At 56.8% G+C, this 16,119-nt stretch carries 9 protein-coding genes; 7 read left to right on the top strand and 2 right to left on the bottom strand.

Annotated features, from left to right (window positions below; genetic code table 11):
* Positions 1–25: 25 nt before the first annotated feature.
* Positions 26–1,447 (top strand): oxygen-independent coproporphyrinogen III oxidase, encoded by a 1,422-nt coding sequence (gene hemN / locus ACLPGZ_RS10850; protein WP_021446507.1) that lies wholly within the window; start codon positions 26–28, stop codon positions 1,445–1,447.
* A gap of 122 nt (positions 1,448–1,569) precedes the next feature.
* Positions 1,570–2,718, top strand: a complete 1,149-nt coding sequence (locus ACLPGZ_RS10845; protein ID WP_021446508.1) for an NAD(P)H-dependent flavin oxidoreductase — start codon at positions 1,570–1,572, stop codon at positions 2,716–2,718.
* Between the two features lie 14 nt (positions 2,719–2,732).
* Here ACLPGZ_RS10845 and ACLPGZ_RS10840 read toward each other — a convergent pair whose 3' ends face one another.
* Entirely contained in the window at positions 2,733–3,269 is a 537-nt protein-coding gene (locus tag ACLPGZ_RS10840) for a hypothetical protein (protein WP_429641224.1), read from the bottom strand.
* A gap of 343 nt (positions 3,270–3,612) precedes the next feature.
* Between ACLPGZ_RS10840 and ACLPGZ_RS10835 the strand changes: the two genes are divergently transcribed.
* The 5 genes from ACLPGZ_RS10835 to ACLPGZ_RS10815 all read left to right on the top strand — a co-directional run bounded on the left by ACLPGZ_RS10835 (position 3,613) and on the right by ACLPGZ_RS10815 (position 14,356).
* Positions 3,613–9,522: an alpha-2-macroglobulin family protein gene (locus tag ACLPGZ_RS10835; protein WP_429641223.1), complete on the top strand. Its 5,910-nt coding sequence runs from the start codon at positions 3,613–3,615 to the stop codon at positions 9,520–9,522.
* Positions 9,506–11,668, top strand: coding sequence for a penicillin-binding protein 1C (pbpC, locus tag ACLPGZ_RS10830; RefSeq protein ID WP_429641222.1), 2,163 nt, complete (start codon positions 9,506–9,508; stop codon positions 11,666–11,668). Before ACLPGZ_RS10835 ends, pbpC begins: the two co-directional genes overlap by 17 nt.
* Positions 11,669–11,742: 74 nt before the next feature.
* Positions 11,743–12,330 carry a hypothetical protein gene (locus tag ACLPGZ_RS10825; RefSeq protein ID WP_009461761.1) on the top strand — a complete coding sequence of 196 codons (588 nt, stop codon included), beginning with the start codon at positions 11,743–11,745 and terminating at the stop codon, positions 12,328–12,330.
* Positions 12,331–12,443: 113 nt separating this feature from the next.
* The gene (locus ACLPGZ_RS10820) at positions 12,444–12,899 is read left to right on the top strand and encodes a hypothetical protein (protein ID WP_181900162.1); all 456 of its coding nucleotides are present in this window, start codon (positions 12,444–12,446) and stop codon (positions 12,897–12,899) included.
* A 161-nt stretch (positions 12,900–13,060) separates the two neighbouring features.
* Positions 13,061–14,356 (top strand): aspartate carbamoyltransferase, encoded by a 1,296-nt coding sequence (locus ACLPGZ_RS10815; protein WP_026483408.1) that lies wholly within the window; start codon positions 13,061–13,063, stop codon positions 14,354–14,356.
* A gap of 182 nt (positions 14,357–14,538) precedes the next feature.
* Here the strand turns inward: ACLPGZ_RS10815 and ACLPGZ_RS10810 are convergent, their stop codons facing one another.
* Entirely contained in the window at positions 14,539–16,059 is a 1,521-nt protein-coding gene (locus ACLPGZ_RS10810; RefSeq protein WP_060185191.1) for a CoA-acylating methylmalonate-semialdehyde dehydrogenase, read from the bottom strand.
* Positions 16,060–16,119 lie beyond the last annotated feature (60 nt).

Below are 16,119 nucleotides of genomic sequence, written 5' to 3'. Positions count from 1 at the left end.
CAGGTCTCGTGCAGGAGGACCCTTTATGCCGCAAACACTGGAAGCATCGGATGCCAGCGCCCCCACCGCGCCGGATATCGAAATCTCTGAAGCCCTGATCCGGCGTTTTGATCGTTCCGGGCCTCGCTATACCTCCTATCCCACTGCAGATCGTTTTTTTCAGGACTTTCCTGCTCAGCCTTATATTCACGAATTATCGCGGCGCGCCTTGAGCAGCAGTAATCCGCCTCTGTCGGTTTACCTGCATATTCCGTTTTGTCAGTCGCTTTGCTACTTCTGTGCCTGCAACAAGATCATCACTCAGGATCGTAGCAAGAGCGAGCAGTACCTGGATTACCTGCTGCGCGAAATTGATATGGTCACCCAATATATGGGTGAAGACCGGCGCACCGAACAACTGCATTTGGGCGGCGGCTCGCCCACTTTCCTGGACAATGAACAGTTGGCCCGCTTGATGGCCAAGCTCAAGGAGCAGTTCGCGTTCACGGACGATGCCGAACTGGGCATCGAGATCGACCCGCGTACCTTGGCGGAAGGCACGCTCCAGAACTTGGCGGCTCTGGGTTTTAACCGTACCAGCTTCGGGGTGCAGGATTTTGACCCCAATGTGCAAAAAGCGATCAACCGTATTCAGCCCTTCGAAATGGTCAAACGCGCCATTGAAGAAAGCCGGGCTGCCGGTTTCCAGTCCATCAACACGGACCTGATCTACGGTCTGCCTTTGCAGACCCTGGAAAGCTTTGCCATCACCATTGACTCCTTGGTGCAACTGCGACCAGATCGCATCGCTCTGTATAACTACGCGCACTTGCCAACACGCTTCAAGGCTCAGCGTTTAATCAATGAAGAAGAGCTGCCCGATGCCGATCAGCGTCTGCAACTGTTCTTGATGTCTTCGCAGCGTCTGCTGGATGCAGGCTATGTCTATATCGGTCTGGACCACTTTGCCTTGCCGACCGACGAGCTGAATCTGGCCCGTCTGGACGGCAGCCTGCACCGCAACTTCCAGGGCTACACCACCCGCGCAGCCTGTGATCTGGTCTCTTTTGGCGTGTCGTCCATTGGTCAGGTGGGCACCATGCATGTGCAAAATGCCCGCAGCCTGCGCAATTACTACGCCGATATAGACCGGGGGCGTTTGCCTATCGAGCGGGGTATTGTGATGCAGCAGGATGATCGCCTGCGGGCGGAAGTCATCATGCATTTGATGTGCAGCATGCCAGTGCCTATCTTGCGTCTGGAAGCGCGTTACGGCATTGATTTTGCCAGCTACTTCTCTGCCGAGCTGCAAGAGCTCAACAGCTATGCCGACGCTGGCTTGCTGACAGTCGATGCCCAATCCATCCAGGTTCTGCCCAAAGGTCGTTTGTTTGTGCGCGCCTACAGCATGGTGTTCGACAAGTACTTGAGCCAGGAAAGCGGTGCGCGCTATTCCCGTCTGATTTAACACAGTGGCCGTCCTTGCAGACGGCCACGATTCTATTGCCCTGTTTCTGGTCCCGACGTGGCCGGCAGGTTCTTGCATCAACCTAAGGTATTAACATCGTGCTAAAGACGGATTTACGTCTCATGTCCCTGAAGGGAAAACTGCTTTTGCCTATTGTTCAAGGCGGCATGGGAGTCGGTATTTCGGCGTCCCGGCTGGCCGGTACTGTGGCCGCATTGGGCGGGCTGGGGACGATCTCCAGCGTGGATTTACGGCGTCATCACGAAGACCTGATGGACAGCACCCAGGGTGATGTCGAAAAAGGCGTGGTCGATGCAGCCAATTTGCAGGCCCTGGACCGCGAGATCAATCGTGCCCGAGAGCGTTCTGGTGGCAACGGTGGCATCGCCGTCAATATCATGAAGGCTGTCTCGCAGTATCCCGAGTATGTGCGTCAATCTTGCGAAAGCGGGGCAGATGCCGTGGTGGTGGGCGCTGGCCTGCCGCTGGATTTGCCTGAGCTGGTTCAGGATCATCCCAAAGTTGCCTTGATTCCAATCTTGTCGGATGTGCGCGGCGTCACTTTACTGGTGAAGAAATGGCTGCGCCGCAAGCGTTTGCCGGATGCAGTCGTTCTGGAAAATCCCCGTTTTGCCGCAGGCCACCTGGGGGCCGCCGATGACCAATCCTTGAACAAACCTGAATATGCTTTCCAGCGCGTTCTGGAAGGCTGCCGCGCCTTGTTTCGCGAGTTGGGCCTGGAGGCCGAGCGTATTCCCTTGATCGCTGCAGGCGGGATTCACCGTCCTGAACAACTGCGTCAATTAATGGATTGGGGTGCAGATGGTGTGCAAATGGGCACTGCCTTTGCCGTCACTGAAGAAGGTGATGCGCATGAGAACTTCAAGCGCGTGTTGCTGGATGCCGAGCCCAAGGACATCGTGACCTTTATGAGCGTGGCCGGACTGCCTGCCCGTGCCGTGCGTACGCCCTGGCTGGATGCTTACCTGCATAAAGAGCAAAAGCTGCAATCGGTGGCACGCGAGCGTGCTTGCACGGAAGGTTTTGACTGCCTGGCGCATTGCGGCTTGCGCGATGGCGTGCAACGCCATGGTCAGTTTTGCATTGACCGTCAGCTGGCCTATGCCCTGAAAGGTGATGTACAGCGCGGTCTGTTCTTCCGTAGTTCCGAAGCCTTGCCTTTTGGCAAAGCCATGAAATCGGTGCGCGAGCTGATGGACTATATGTTGAATGGCCGCAGCAAAACGCCGGGCGTGGTTCCTGCGGCCTAAACGGGATCAAGGGCTTAGCCCTTGATTTCGCGGATCAAGCCTTCCTCACCGCCATCAATGGTGTGGACGGCTTCCTTCCTTTGTGTTTCCAGTGCCAGGCGGCGGGCAATTTCATAGCATTCTTCAATATGCTGGTTGCCGACTTTGCGCAGCACTACAAAGCTGATGGAAGCGGAAATGGCGCTGCCTATCAAAGGCACATATTTGGCGCCGTATTTCCCGGCCAGTTTCTTCGCTCCCAGACGCACCAGAATATTGACCACGCGATCTGTAGTCAGCACGCGTCCCACCCTGCCCAGGCCCATACTGGTTCCCCCCACGACCACCAGCTTTTTCAGCTCCGGGCTCAGGGCATCCACATCGTTGGCCGTCAAGCCGAAGCGCGCATTGATGATGGGGATGACTTTCATCAGAATCGCCACATCCGTACCCACATCCACACCAGGGATGGGCACCACGGCTGCCGCTGCTGACAGCAGAGCGCGCCGACTGATTAGTTTGCGACATTCCTCGCGGGTTTTATCCAGTTCCTGCAGTGTCATCGTGCTCATGTGTCTGTCCTGAAATCTAAGCGGATTGATCGTGCAAGCCTTAACGCATATGGGGCGAGTACCGTGCTTTTCCAGTGACTGCCTGGGCAATTATGTTTCTTATCGTAGTGGATGCCGCCAGTTTGGGGAAAAAAGCAGGGTATTGGTCGCATTTGAAATTTTTTCTTTCAAATGCCATGAATGCTTCTACAAACGGGTGTCGTGAACAATTAAAGTCCGGTGTCTTTTTCTGTTGCACTTGGTGGCATTCTTTATGCGCTTTCGGGGCTATTCAGACACGCTCAGAGGGTCTGATTTCTATTAAACTGGCGCCGAAAATAGCACATTCCATAGGGGAAGAACGATGCATCGCCAGTCTTTGCTGGGTTTGATGTTCTTGCTGGGTGTCAGTAGCGCCCAAGCCATTACGATAAGCAGTTTCTCGCCCCAAGGGGCGACATCGGATTTGCGGGATGTCAAAGTCACCTTTGCCACACCCGCAGTTCATTTTGGGGATTCGCAATTGCCTGCACCCGTTCAGGTGCAGTGTGATGATCCTTCGGTAGTCGGTCAGGGCCGTTGGCTTGATTCGCGCCGCTGGATTTATGAATTCGACGAGCGTCCAGGACCAGGCTTGAGTTGTACGGCCGTCGTGTCCAAAAGTTTTCGCAGCATCAATAATGAAGCGATTAGCGGACCGGCTCAATATCGTTTTAATTCAGGCGGCGCCATTCTGGAAAGCAACCGCCCGTATTACAACATTATTGATGAAGACCAGGTCTTTCTATTCAGCTTCAATGCGCCGGTTAATAGCGCCTCTTTAGTCAAGAACGGCTATTGCCGGGTAGAGGGTATTGGCGAGCGTATTGGCTTGAAAGCCATTGAGGGTGCCGAGCGCGACGCCATGGTTCGCGCCGAGTTCTATGTGGACGAGGTAGACGACCGATACCAGGCCGTCCAGTGTGCGCGTCCCCTGCCAGCGGATGCCAGCGTGTCGGTGGTGCTGGAGCCGGGCATCATGACGCAGATTGAGAATCGCAAGGGCGTCCCTAATACGGACCGCTATACCTACGATTACAACGTGCGCCCCGAGTTTACCGCCTCGCTCACTTGCATGCGTGAGCGCGCAGAAGCGCCTTGCACGCCGGTTGGCAGCTTCGGTGTTCAGTTCTCCGCGCCTGTCGCGTACGAGTACTTGAGCCAGATTCGTTTGGAAGCCGGCAAGCAGGTTTGGGAACCCAAGTCTGATAGCGACGAGGCATGGCAGGATCGTGGGCCTGGCCAGTACGTGCGTTTCGAGGGTCCTTTCCCTGAAAACGCCAAGCTGACGGTCAAGATTCCGGACAGCCTGACGGACGACGCAGGTCGCCGCCTGAAGAACCCGCAAGTGCTGAGCAACGGCATGAGCACCACGACCTATCCGCCGCTGGTGAAGTTTGCGGTGGAGCCTTTCGGGATTGTGGAGCGTTTCGGCCATGCTGATCGTGACGGATCGGACGATTCCGATCCGCCAGCCATTGGCTTGAGCCTGCGTAATGTCGAAGCCAATCTGACAACTCAGCAAATGCTGGTGTCCGCCGGTCAGGTGGGGGCTCTTGCCGTGAAGGACGACAAGGAAGTTCTGACCTGGTTCTCCCGTCTGCGCCAGCTGAACTATTCCTGGTCGGTCACCCCCGACTATCTGAAGACCATGATGGGCAGTGACTTCCATGTCACCGCTCCTTTGAATGAGAACGGCTACCTGGATCTGCGTGCCCAGCCCCTGTTGCAAGGCAAGGATCTGAAGAAGCTGGACTTGCCCGGCATGGATCAAAAAGGCGAGCGTCCTTTTGAGATGATTGGCGTGCCGCTGAAAGAGCCTGGTTTCCATGTGCTGGAAGTCGCTTCTCCACGTCTGGGAGCTTCCTTGCTGGAGGCGGCCGGTACCATGTACGTGCGTAGCTCTGTGCTGGTGACCAACCTGGGTGTGCATATCAAGAAAGGTGGTGACGATTTGCTGGTCTGGGTAACGACACTGGATGATGCCAAAGTCGTGCCCGGCGCGAAAATTCGCGTGATGAACTGCCGTGGTGAAGAGCTGCTGCAAGGTGAAGCAGACGAGAATGGGATGTTCCATCACCCGCAGGCGGTGTCCAGCCCGGATTACTGCCAGGAAACCAGCTTGTCCGGTTTGTTCGTGACGGCGCGAATCGACAAGAACAACCCCATGGCTCGTGGTAAAGATGATTTCAGCTTTGCCTTGAGCGAGTGGAATTCGGGTATCGAGCCTTGGCGCTTCAATGTGCCTTACAACTGGGGCGGTCGCGATGAGGCCATTGCTCACACTGTGATGGATCGCAATCTGTTCCGTGCGGGTGAAGTGGCCCATATGAAACACTATGTACGCGAACGCGTACGTGACGGTTTCAAGGCTCCAGCTCGCTATCCCGACACCATGATTGTCGAGCACGATGGCAGCGGCAAGCGAATTGAGCTGCCCTTGAAGTGGCAAAAGACAGCGGCAGGCAGCGTATTTGCTCTGACCGACTGGAAAATCCCCAAGGACGCCGAGCTGGGTGTGTATCGCTTGCGAACCGAAGGCGAGGATCAGTACTTCAACTTCGGCGAGTTCCGCGTAGAGCAGTTCAAGTTGCCTGTGTTGGGCGGCAGTATCAAGCTGGGTGACGGTCAGGATCGTCCTTATCTGGTCAAACCCAAAGAACTGCAGGCCGACCTGCAGTTGCAGTATCTGTCTGGTGGCCCGGCTGATTACTTGCCGGTTCAGTTGTCGGCGGTTGTCCGCTCGGCAGGAACGTCCTTCAGCGCCTATGACGATTTCAGCTTTATCCCTCCCGAGAAGGTTGAACAGTCTGATGTCTCGGACTCCCGTGTTTTCCTGAACAAGAAGCGCTTTCAGCTGGATGCACAGGGTGGTTTGCGTGCCACGCTGGATGAGTTGCCTGCGGTGGATCGTCCTTCCGAATTTCTGGTAGAAGCCACTTTTGCCGATCCGAACGGTGAAATTCAAACCTTGACCCAAACCGTGTCCGTATGGCCGGCCGATGTAGTGGTGGGTCTGCGTGCAGGTAGCTGGTTGGCAGCCGGTTCGTCCACCAAGCTCTCGGCTATCGCGGTGAGCCCGGACGGCAAGCCACTGAAAAACGTGCCTGTGCGTATTGAGGCGGCCAATGTGCAGCGTTTCTCGATCCGCAAGCGTATGGTGGGTGGCTTCTACAGCTACGACAATCAGGAGCAGCGCGAAGACCTGGGCACGATCTGCGAAGGTCGCAGCGACGATCAGGGTCTGGTGCAGTGTGATGTGAAACTGGAGAAGGGCGGTCAGGTCGAGCTGCGTGCCATTGCACGCGATGGCGAAGGCCGTGAGTCCGTTGCTGCCAGCACCGTCTGGGTCAGTGGCTCCGGTTACCTATGGTTCGGTGGTCAGAACGATGACCGTATCGATGTGATTCCTGCGAAGAAAGTTTGGGCTCCTGGCGAGACAGCGGAGTTCCAGGTGCGCATGCCTTTCCGCGAGGCCACGGCCCTGGTGTCGGTGGAGCGTGAAGGCGTCTTGCAGGCTCAAGTGGTTCAGCTGGAAGGCGACAGCCCTAACGTCAGCCTGGAGATCAAGCCCGAATGGGGGCCGAACGTTTACGTGTCCGTGCTGGTTCTGCGTGGCCGTCTGCGTGAAGTGCCTTGGTACTCTTTCTTTAGCTGGGGCTGGAGTCAGCCTCTGACTTGGTACAAAGCCTACTCGGAAGGCGGTGGTGAATTTGTTGCCCCGACAACTACCGTGGACTTGTCCAAGCCTAGCTATCGTTTTGGTCTGGCCAGCATTGAAGTCAGCAGCCAGCAAGATGCGCTGGATGTGAAGGTAACGACGGATCGCAGCCAGTACGCGATTCGTGAGCAGGCCAAGGTTGATATTCAGGTCCTCAAGTCCGATGGCACACCGGCAGCCGGTGCGTCCGTGGCCTTGGCGGCTGTGGATCAGGCCTTGCTGGAACTGAGCCCGAACAATAGCTGGAACCTGCTCAACGCCATGCGTGCCTTGCGCGGCTACAACGTGCAGACCGCCACGGCGCAATCTGAAATCGTGGGTCGTCGTCACTACGGTCGCAAGGCTGTCGCAGCGGGTGGTGGCGGTGGCAAGAGCCCCACTCGTGAATTGCTGGATACTTTGCTGCTGTGGAAAGGCAATGTGGAGCTGGACGCACAAGGTCGCGCAACGGTGACCGTGCCGCTGAAAGACTCCCTGACCCAATACCGGATTGTGGCCGTCGCCGATCTGGCGGGCGACCGCTTTGGTAGTGGTTCGGCTCAGATCGTCACAACGCAAGACCTGCAAATCATTTCCGGTTTGCCAGCCATTGCTCGTGAGGGTGATGATTACCAGGCCCAAGTGACGCTGCGTAACAGCAGCCCACGTGCCATGACCGTGAAGGTGCAGGCGCAGTACCGTGGTAAAGGCTTGCCCTCGGCGGCCTTGCCAGAGCAAACCGTTGAGCTGGCTTCGGGCTCGGCTAAAGTGGTTTCCTGGCCCATGTCGGTTCCACTGTCCAGTGGTTCGGCCGATTCGCACCAGATGGAGTGGACGGTGGATGCACAGGAAGTTCAGCAGTCCGGTGCCACGGGCAAGGCTGCCAAAGACAGCCTTGCAATCAAGCAGGAAGTCTTTACCGCGACCCCCGTTACGGTTCAGCAGGGAACACTGGTTGCTGTAGGAATGGATGAGCCATTGAACATGTCGGTGCAAGCACCGGCCGGTGCCTTGAAGAACGAACAAGGCGTGGTTCAAGGTGGTCTGCAAATGTTGTTCCGTTCCTCCTTGGGTGGCGGTATGGAAGGGGTGCGTGCCTGGTTTGAACGCTATCCTTACAGCTGCTTTGAACAGCAAGCCTCACGTTACATGGGCCTGCGTTCCGAAGAGGCGTGGGCTGGCCTGATGCAGCGCATGCCGTCTTATATGGACGAGAATGGTTTGTTGCGTTACTTCCCCAGTAGCTATGGGTGGGGTAGCCGCGTGTTGACCAGCTACATCCTGGATATCAGCTACATTGCGGAATCCATGGGCCTGAACTACCCCATCCCGGACGGCTTCCGCAACGAGATGCTGCAAGCGCTGGAAAACGTGGTGAATGGTCGTATCCCGAGCATGCAAACGGTCTCTCGCCAAGAGCGGGATCTCGAAGTGATTCGTGCGACGGCCGTGCTGGCCAAGTACGGCCGTGCTCGCGTCAACATGCTGGATTCGGTGGAACTGAACCTGCAAAGCTGGCCTACTGAAATCCTGCTGGCCTGGGTGGATCTGACTCAGCGTTTGCCGGGCATCAAGAAAGCCGAGCAGACACGTAAAGAAGCCATGAATCTGATTCAGGCACGTCTGGTCAGCCGTGGTACCCGTCTGGTCTTTGGTGAGGATGCGCTTAACGGCAGCCCATGGGCCATGACCAGCCGCGTGACCAACCAGGCTCGCCTGATGCTGCTGGCCAATGAAATGTCGGACTGGACCGAGGACATGCCTCGTCTGGCCCAAGGTCTGTTGGCGGAGCAGCAACGTGGTGCATGGCGCATGACCACTGAAAATCTCTTGGGTAGTTTGGCTATAGAACAGTTCAGCCGTCATCACGAACAGAACCCTAGCGGTCAGTCCATGGTGATTCTGGGCTCGGAAAGTGCCCAGGTGGTGGATTGGGACATGCTCAAACCTGACGGTCAGGGTGTGCGCTCTTCCAAAATTGATGTGCCGTGGCGCGGCGATCAGGCCGATAACCTGAGCGTTGAGCAAATGGGTGAGGGCAAGGCCTGGATCGAAGTTCGCTCCCTGGCTGCGGTGCCCGTGACCAAGCCTATTGCGGCTGGTTTGAGCATGGAGCGTCACATCGAAGCCGTGGAGCAGGCCAAACCCGGTGTATGGAGTCGTGGCGACATCATGCGCGTGAAGATCAAGGTCAAGGCTCAAGGTCAGGCAAGCTGGGTGGTGGTGTCGGACCCGATTCCTGCCGGTGCCACTATCCTGGGCAGCGGCCTGGGTCGCGATTCTGCCATGGCAACGGCCGGTGAAGAGCAGTCCGGTCATTGGCCCAGCTTTGTCGAACGCCGCTTTGATGGCTACCGTGCTTACTACGAGCGCTTTGAAGAAGGCACGACCGAAGTCAGCTACACGGTGCGTCTGAATACAGTGGGTCAGTTCGTGCTGCCAGCCAGCCGTGCTGAAGCCCTGTACGAGCCCGACGTGTTTGCTGTCTGGCCTAACGAGCAAGTTCTGGAAGTTGTGGATGCACCAGCAAATTAAAGCAGGACTGCTGGTGTTGGGACTGGCCCTGTGGGCCAGTCCCGGGCAGGCCATGCCCAGCTACAAGGAAGTTCGGCAAGCCTACCGATCGTCCGATGTGCAGGTCCTGGATCGTCAGGGCCAGCTTGTCCAGCGAGTCCGTCTGGACTTTCGTCAACGGCGCGGCGATTGGGTCGCGCTGGAGCAAATTTCTCCGGCCTTGCAAATGGCGGTCCTGGTGTCTGAAGACCGCCGTTTTGAATCTCACGGTGGGGTGGACTGGTTATCAGTGGGCTCCGCCGCGTGGGATGGCCTGTTTGCCGGACGCAGTCGCGGTGCTTCTACGATTACCATGCAGCTGGCCGGCCTGATGGATCAGGATCTGATCGGTGGTCGAGGTGGACGCTCGGTCTGGCAAAAGCTGGATCAGGTGGTGGCCGCCCAGTCGCTGGAAGACACCTGGGCCAAGCCGGAAATTCTGGAAGCCTATCTGAATCAGGTGGCTTTTCGGGGTGAGCTGGTCGGGGTGGACGCGATGGCGCGTACCTTGTTTCAAAAGCAGGCCGCTGCGCTGGATGCACGCGAATCTGCCATTGCCGCAGTTTTGCTGCGCGGCCCCAATGCCTCGGCCTTGATGGTCGAGCGCCGGGCGTGTACGACCCTGCAAGAGATGGGACGTGCCGAACTATGTCGAGAATTAAGTAATCTGGTGCCGGTGGCTTTGCGCCGGGCCGGACAGGCCCCTTTGGGGCAAGCCCAACTGGCCCCTCATTTTGCCCGTTGGGTTCTGGATCAGAATCCTGAAATCAAGGCCGGTGACAGTATTCGTACGACCTTGGATACGCGCCTGCAAACTCAAGTGCAAGCCAGTATGCGGCGCCACTTGCTGGATCTGCGCACCGCACGTGTTCAGGATTCTGCGGTGGTGGTGCTGGATAACCATAGCGGACAGGTCCTGGCCTATGTGGGTTCCAGTGGCGATCTGTCCGAGGCGGCCGAGGTAGACCATGCCCGTTCCTTGCGGCAAGCCGGTTCCACGCTCAAGCCTTTTTTGTATGAGATGGCGATTGAAAAGCGCCTGTTGACCGCCGCATCCTTGCTGGAGGATTCGCCGCTGAATCTGTCCACCGGCAATGGTCTGTATATCCCGCAAAACTACGATAAGCAGTTTGTGGGCTGGGTCAGTGCGCGCAATGCTCTGGCTTCTTCCCTGAACATTCCTGCTGTGCGTGTGCTGACCATGCTGGGGCCTGCCAACTTGGTGGATCGCCTGCGTGCACTGGGCCTGAATCTGCGCCAGGATGGCGATTTCTATGGGTATAGCCTGGCTTTGGGCAGCGCCGATGTCACCTTGCTGGAACTGACCAATGCTTACCGTGCACTGGCCAATTTGGGCCAGACGCAAGCCGTGCAAACACGTATGGATCAGCAATCCGCTCCCTTTCATTCTGTGATGGATGAGGGGGCCAGCTGGATTGTGGGTGATATGTTGTCGGACCGTCAGGCTCGGGTGCTGACCTTTGGATTGGACAGTGCCTTGAGTACACCATTTTGGAGTGCGGTTAAAACCGGGACCAGTAAAGACATGCGTGACAACTGGGCCCTGGGTTGGACAGAGCACTATACCGTTGGCGTTTGGGTGGGAAATAGTGCTGGCCAAAGTATGCAAGATGTATCAGGTGTCAGCGGGGCAGCCCCGATCTGGCACGAGGTGATTTCGCTCTTGAACCAGCGTCGCCCCGGTCGTCAAACGGCCATGCCTGCACAGGTGCAGGTGCGGCAGATTGAGTTTGTACCCGCCATGGAGCCTGGCCGGGAAGAGTTTTTTGTTGATGGCACACAGACCGATCGTGTGGAATTAAGCGATGTGAATCTGGCCTATGCCGGCCCGGCCCGAATCCGCGAGCCGGTCAATGGCACCATTTTTGCGTTGGACCCGGATATTCCACCGCAAAACCAGCAGCTGCGATTGCTGGCCCAGGGACAGATTACCGAGCCCTTGGTGTGGTGGGTGCAGGGAGTAGAAGCAGGAAAGGGGGCGCAGCTGCGAATTCCATTAGTACCAGGCACGCTGCGCATTGAATTGAAAACCGAACAAGGTCGCTTGATGGATCAAGTCAGCGTACAAATTAGAGGTGCGCAAATGACAAGCTTTAACAAAGATTAACCGCTTGCACTTTTACATGACTGATACACTGCTATCCTTATTGATTCTTCGTAAAGAGAGGGGGAAACTTCACTATGATGACTTTACGCACGCTCGCTCGAATTTTGGCTCCTGTTGGCCTGGTCGCATTGGCCGCTTGTCAAACCGTTCAAGAAAAGCCGAGCGACAAAGCTGGCACCTCCAGCGCCGCAACGCAAACCACTCCCTCCACGCCTGCGACGGGTGCTCAGCAGCCTCAGGCTCAAGCTGGTGCCGAGCAGCAAGCTGCGCCTGTACAGATCTTCCTGGCTGATACTCAGGAACAAGCGGGTTGGGCACGTGTCGACGTGCAACCTAATGGTGTCTTGTTTGTGAATCCGCGTGCCGTGGTGGTGCGTGAGGATCTGGTTGGCGTGCAAGCCGGCACCAACGACAGCAAAGAAGGTTTGCTGGCTTTGGATCTGACTCCAGAGGCTGCTCAGCGTCTGCTGCAAGTTACCACTCAGTTCCCCAAAAAGCGTCTGGCTTTGGTCGTGGGTGACACCATGCTGGCTGCCCCTGCTTACGGTTCGCCCGTTAAAGATGGCCGTCTGATTTTCATGGTTGGTACGGAAGCTAACGCTTTGGCTGCTGCCCGCGCGATTGCCGGTCCACAGGCTACCCAGACCAACGGTAAGAAGTAAGCGCTGCTTGCTCGTCTGAATGCTGTCCTGGTCCTGGGTTTACCCATGCCCGGCTTTTTGAAAAACGCGGTGGGTGCGAACCCGCCGCTCTTGTTACTAACAGGAAAGTCGGTATGGTGACCCCGCCAGGCAGTCTCGCTTTTTATATTCTTTCTTTTCGGGTTCTGGTCGGCCTGCATGGGGCCGCGCTGCTGTTCGTCATGTTGATGGGCACCGGAGCAATTGGATCCGTTTTCGTCCCCGCTTTTTTGCGTCTGCCCTTGTTCGTTTTTCTGATGGGGCTGGTTTCGGCGTTTCTGGCCTTGTGCTGGAGTCACTGGACCTTGGCGTGGCACAGCTCTAAAGTAGGGCGACGCTGGGCCTGGATACCCGGTTTCTGTTCGGCCTTTTTTCTGGCCTTGAGTCTGGCTCTTTTTGTAATTGGCGTATGGGGTACCTTGGGCCTGGCCGATTTTGCCTACCAGCATAGCGAGTGGCTTACCTCCGGCCAGCAAGACTATGACGGTTTTGTCGTTCCCAATAATGACGAAGCCCAGCCCTACACCACGCCTTATCGGCAGCATCCTTAGCTTGCCTTCTACTTGAACGCTACGTTCAGACAGCAGCGATTCCAGCCTGCTGCGTAGAGTGTCGTTGTATTTTCTGCAATAGTCTCAATTCTTGCTCGCTTTTTTATCAGCCGCAGTCTTAAAATGTGCGCATTGCGTATATTTCATAAGCGAGAGCTGATATGGCCGTCTCCCAACAAGTTTTTTTGCGTGATGCAATGCGTCGCCTGAACCTGACTCGTGACGTTTTTGCGGCACGTATTGGGGTGAAGCGTCGTGCACTGGATACCTGGCTGCTGCCTGAAGGCTCTTTGGAGTCGCGGGCCATGCCCGAAGTGGTGCAGCGTTTTGTCACGGAAATCGTGGAAAACGAAGCCTTGCTGAGCAAGTATGCGCAAAGCGCACAGTCCGGTCCTTTGCGTGACCGTATCGCTACCGGCGGCAAGCATCAGCTCTTGTCCGTAGACCAGTTCACCCGCGAAACCGTGGAAGAACTGTGCAGTCTGGCCGATATCATGCAGCCCATCGCTCGCCGTCAAAAAGTGTCGCGCGTGCTGGAAGGGGCGGTGCTGGGTAACCTGTTTTTTGAAGCCTCCACCCGTACTCGCGTCAGCTTCGGCTCGGCCTTCTGCCGCCTGGGTGGTTCCGTGTGCGATACCACTGGCTTTACCTTTTCTTCCATGGCCAAAGGCGAATCCATTTACGACACCAGCCGCGTCATGAGCGGCTATGTGGATGCCATGGTGATTCGTCACCCTGAGCAAGGTTCGGTCGCGGAATTTGCGCGTGCCACCAACATTCCTGTGGTGAACGGTGGTGATGGTGCGGGTGAACACCCCAGCCAGGCGCTGCTGGATTTGTACACCATCAGCACTGAATTTTCCCGTCTGGGCAAATTGCTGGATGGTGCACATATCGCTCTGGTGGGTGACTTGAAGTATGGCCGTACCGTGCACTCCCTGATCAAGTTGCTGGGCATGTACCGTGGCCTGAAATTCACCCTGATTTCGCCCCCCGGCCTGGAAATGCCCGAGCACATTGTGGAGCAGGTGGCCAAGCAAGGTAAGCACGTCATCGAGCAAACGACGTCCTTGGAAAAGGGCTTGCCTGGTGTGGATGTTATTTACGCTACGCGTGTGCAGAAAGAGCGCTTCGAAGAAGGGCAGGACGGCAGCTTCACGGCCGACTTCCAGGTCAATAAAGCCATTATTGACCGTTGCTGCGGCCCCGATGTAATCGTGATGCACCCACTGCCACGCGATAGCCGCGAAGGTGCCCATGATTTGAGCGTGGATCTGAACCACGACCCTCGACTGGCCATCTTCCGTCAGGCTGACAATGGTATTCCCGTGCGTATGGCGATTTTTGCTGTGCTGCTGGGTGTGGAAACGCTGGTGCAGCATTCCATGCGCGATGTGACCTGGAATCCTCCTTCGCACATCGGCCCGGATGATGCGGTTTTCCACGGCATGTACTAAGTTGAGCAGGTGTCAGCGCTAAGTACACGCAAGCATTAAAAAAAACCGGGGCTCTGAATTAGAGCCCCGGTTTTTTTGTTCTTGAAACGTGTTTTATAAGCCTGCTGGGTGAGCAGACTTATAACGATATGCCAAGCTGAGCCATTTTTTGAAAGTGACGATTCAGCCCGGCAAATCTACTTTTACTTGGACGTAGGCATAGCGAATTCCGCACCCTTGGAGATGCTTTCAGGCCAGCGCTGCATGATGGATTTCTGGCGGGTGTAAAAGCGAACGCCTTCTTCACCGTAAGCGTGCATATCGCCAAACAGGCTCTTCTTCCAGCCACCAAAACCGTGCCAGGCCATTGGCACTGGAATTGGCACGTTGATGCCAACCATACCCACGTGGATGCGGCGGCCAAATTCACGGGCCACGTTACCGTCGCTGGTAAAGCACGCTACGCCGTTGCCGAACTGGTGCTTGTTGATCAGTTCAATGGCACTGGCCAGATCCGGTACGCGTACGCAGCACAGCACAGGGCCAAAAATTTCTTCTTGATACACACTCATGTCAGGGGTGACGTGATCGAACAGGGTGCCGCCCATCCAGAAGCCGTTCTCGCAACCTTCACCGGCTTTGGCGCCGTCAAATTCGCGACCGTCGACCAACAGTTTGGCGCCTTCCTGTACACCTTTGTCGATGCAGCTGCTGATGCGCTCGCGCGCTTGCTGTGTCACGATGGGGCCCATTTCGGCGGCGGCATTGGTGCCATTCAGAATTTTCAGGCTGCGAGTGCGTTCTTCCAGCTTGGGCAGGATGCGCTCGGCAGAGTCACCCACCAGCACGGCTACCGAAATGGCCATGCAACGCTCGCCAGCCGAGCCGTAGGCGGCACCGATCAGGGCGTCCACGGTCAGGTCGATGTCGGCATCCGGCATGACGACCAGGTGGTTCTTGGCACCGCCCAGGGCTTGCACGCGTTTGCCGCCGATGGCGCCCATTTCATAAATGCGGTTGGCAATCGGGGTGGAGCCCACGAAGGAGACGGCTTGCACGTCCTGGTGATTGACCAGCGCCTCAACCGCGTCTTTATCACCTTGCACCACGTTGAACACGCCATCGGGCAGACCGGCTTTTTTCAGCAGTTCGGCAATGAACAGGCTGGGGCTGGGGTCGATCGGGCTGGGTTTCAGCACAAAGGTGTTACCCGCGGCGATGGCAACGGGGAACATCCACATGGGCACCATGACAGGAAAGTTGAACGGGGTGATACCGGCCACCACACCCAAGGGCTGGCGCATGGTCCAGTTGTCGATATTGGTGCTGACCTGTTCGGTGAAATCGCCTTTGAGCAGTTGAGGAATGCCGCAAGCAAATTCCACAATTTCAATACCGCGGGTGACTTCGCCCATTGCATCGGACAGAACCTTGCCATGCTCGGCCGTAATCATGGCTGCCAGCTTTTCCTTGTTCTCGTTGAGCAAGGACAAAAAGTTGAACAGCACACGGGCGCGGCGTAGCGGTGGGGTGTCGGCCCAGGCGGGGAAAGCGGCCTGGGCGCTGGCCACAGCGGCGTCAATATCTTGCTGGCTACCCAGTTTGACTTTGGCGCTGACCTGGCCGGTGGCCGGGTTGTACACCGGTTGAGTACGTGTACCGGCGCCAGCCTGCTGGCCACCTCCGATGTAGTGAGCAATTTCGGGGGTGTTTAACTCTGTCATGGTGATGCTCCTGCTGGGATGAATTAAAACAAGGGGCGGTAGCCCGATCAGGCTGGGCTA

The sequence above is a fragment of the Alcaligenes sp. Me129 genome (genome assembly GCF_050487245.1).
Lineage (GTDB): Bacteria > Pseudomonadota > Gammaproteobacteria > Burkholderiales > Burkholderiaceae_B > Alcaligenes > Alcaligenes phenolicus.
The sequence above is the reverse complement of the archived record's forward strand: the minus strand, read 5'-3'. Positions and strand labels throughout refer to the sequence as shown.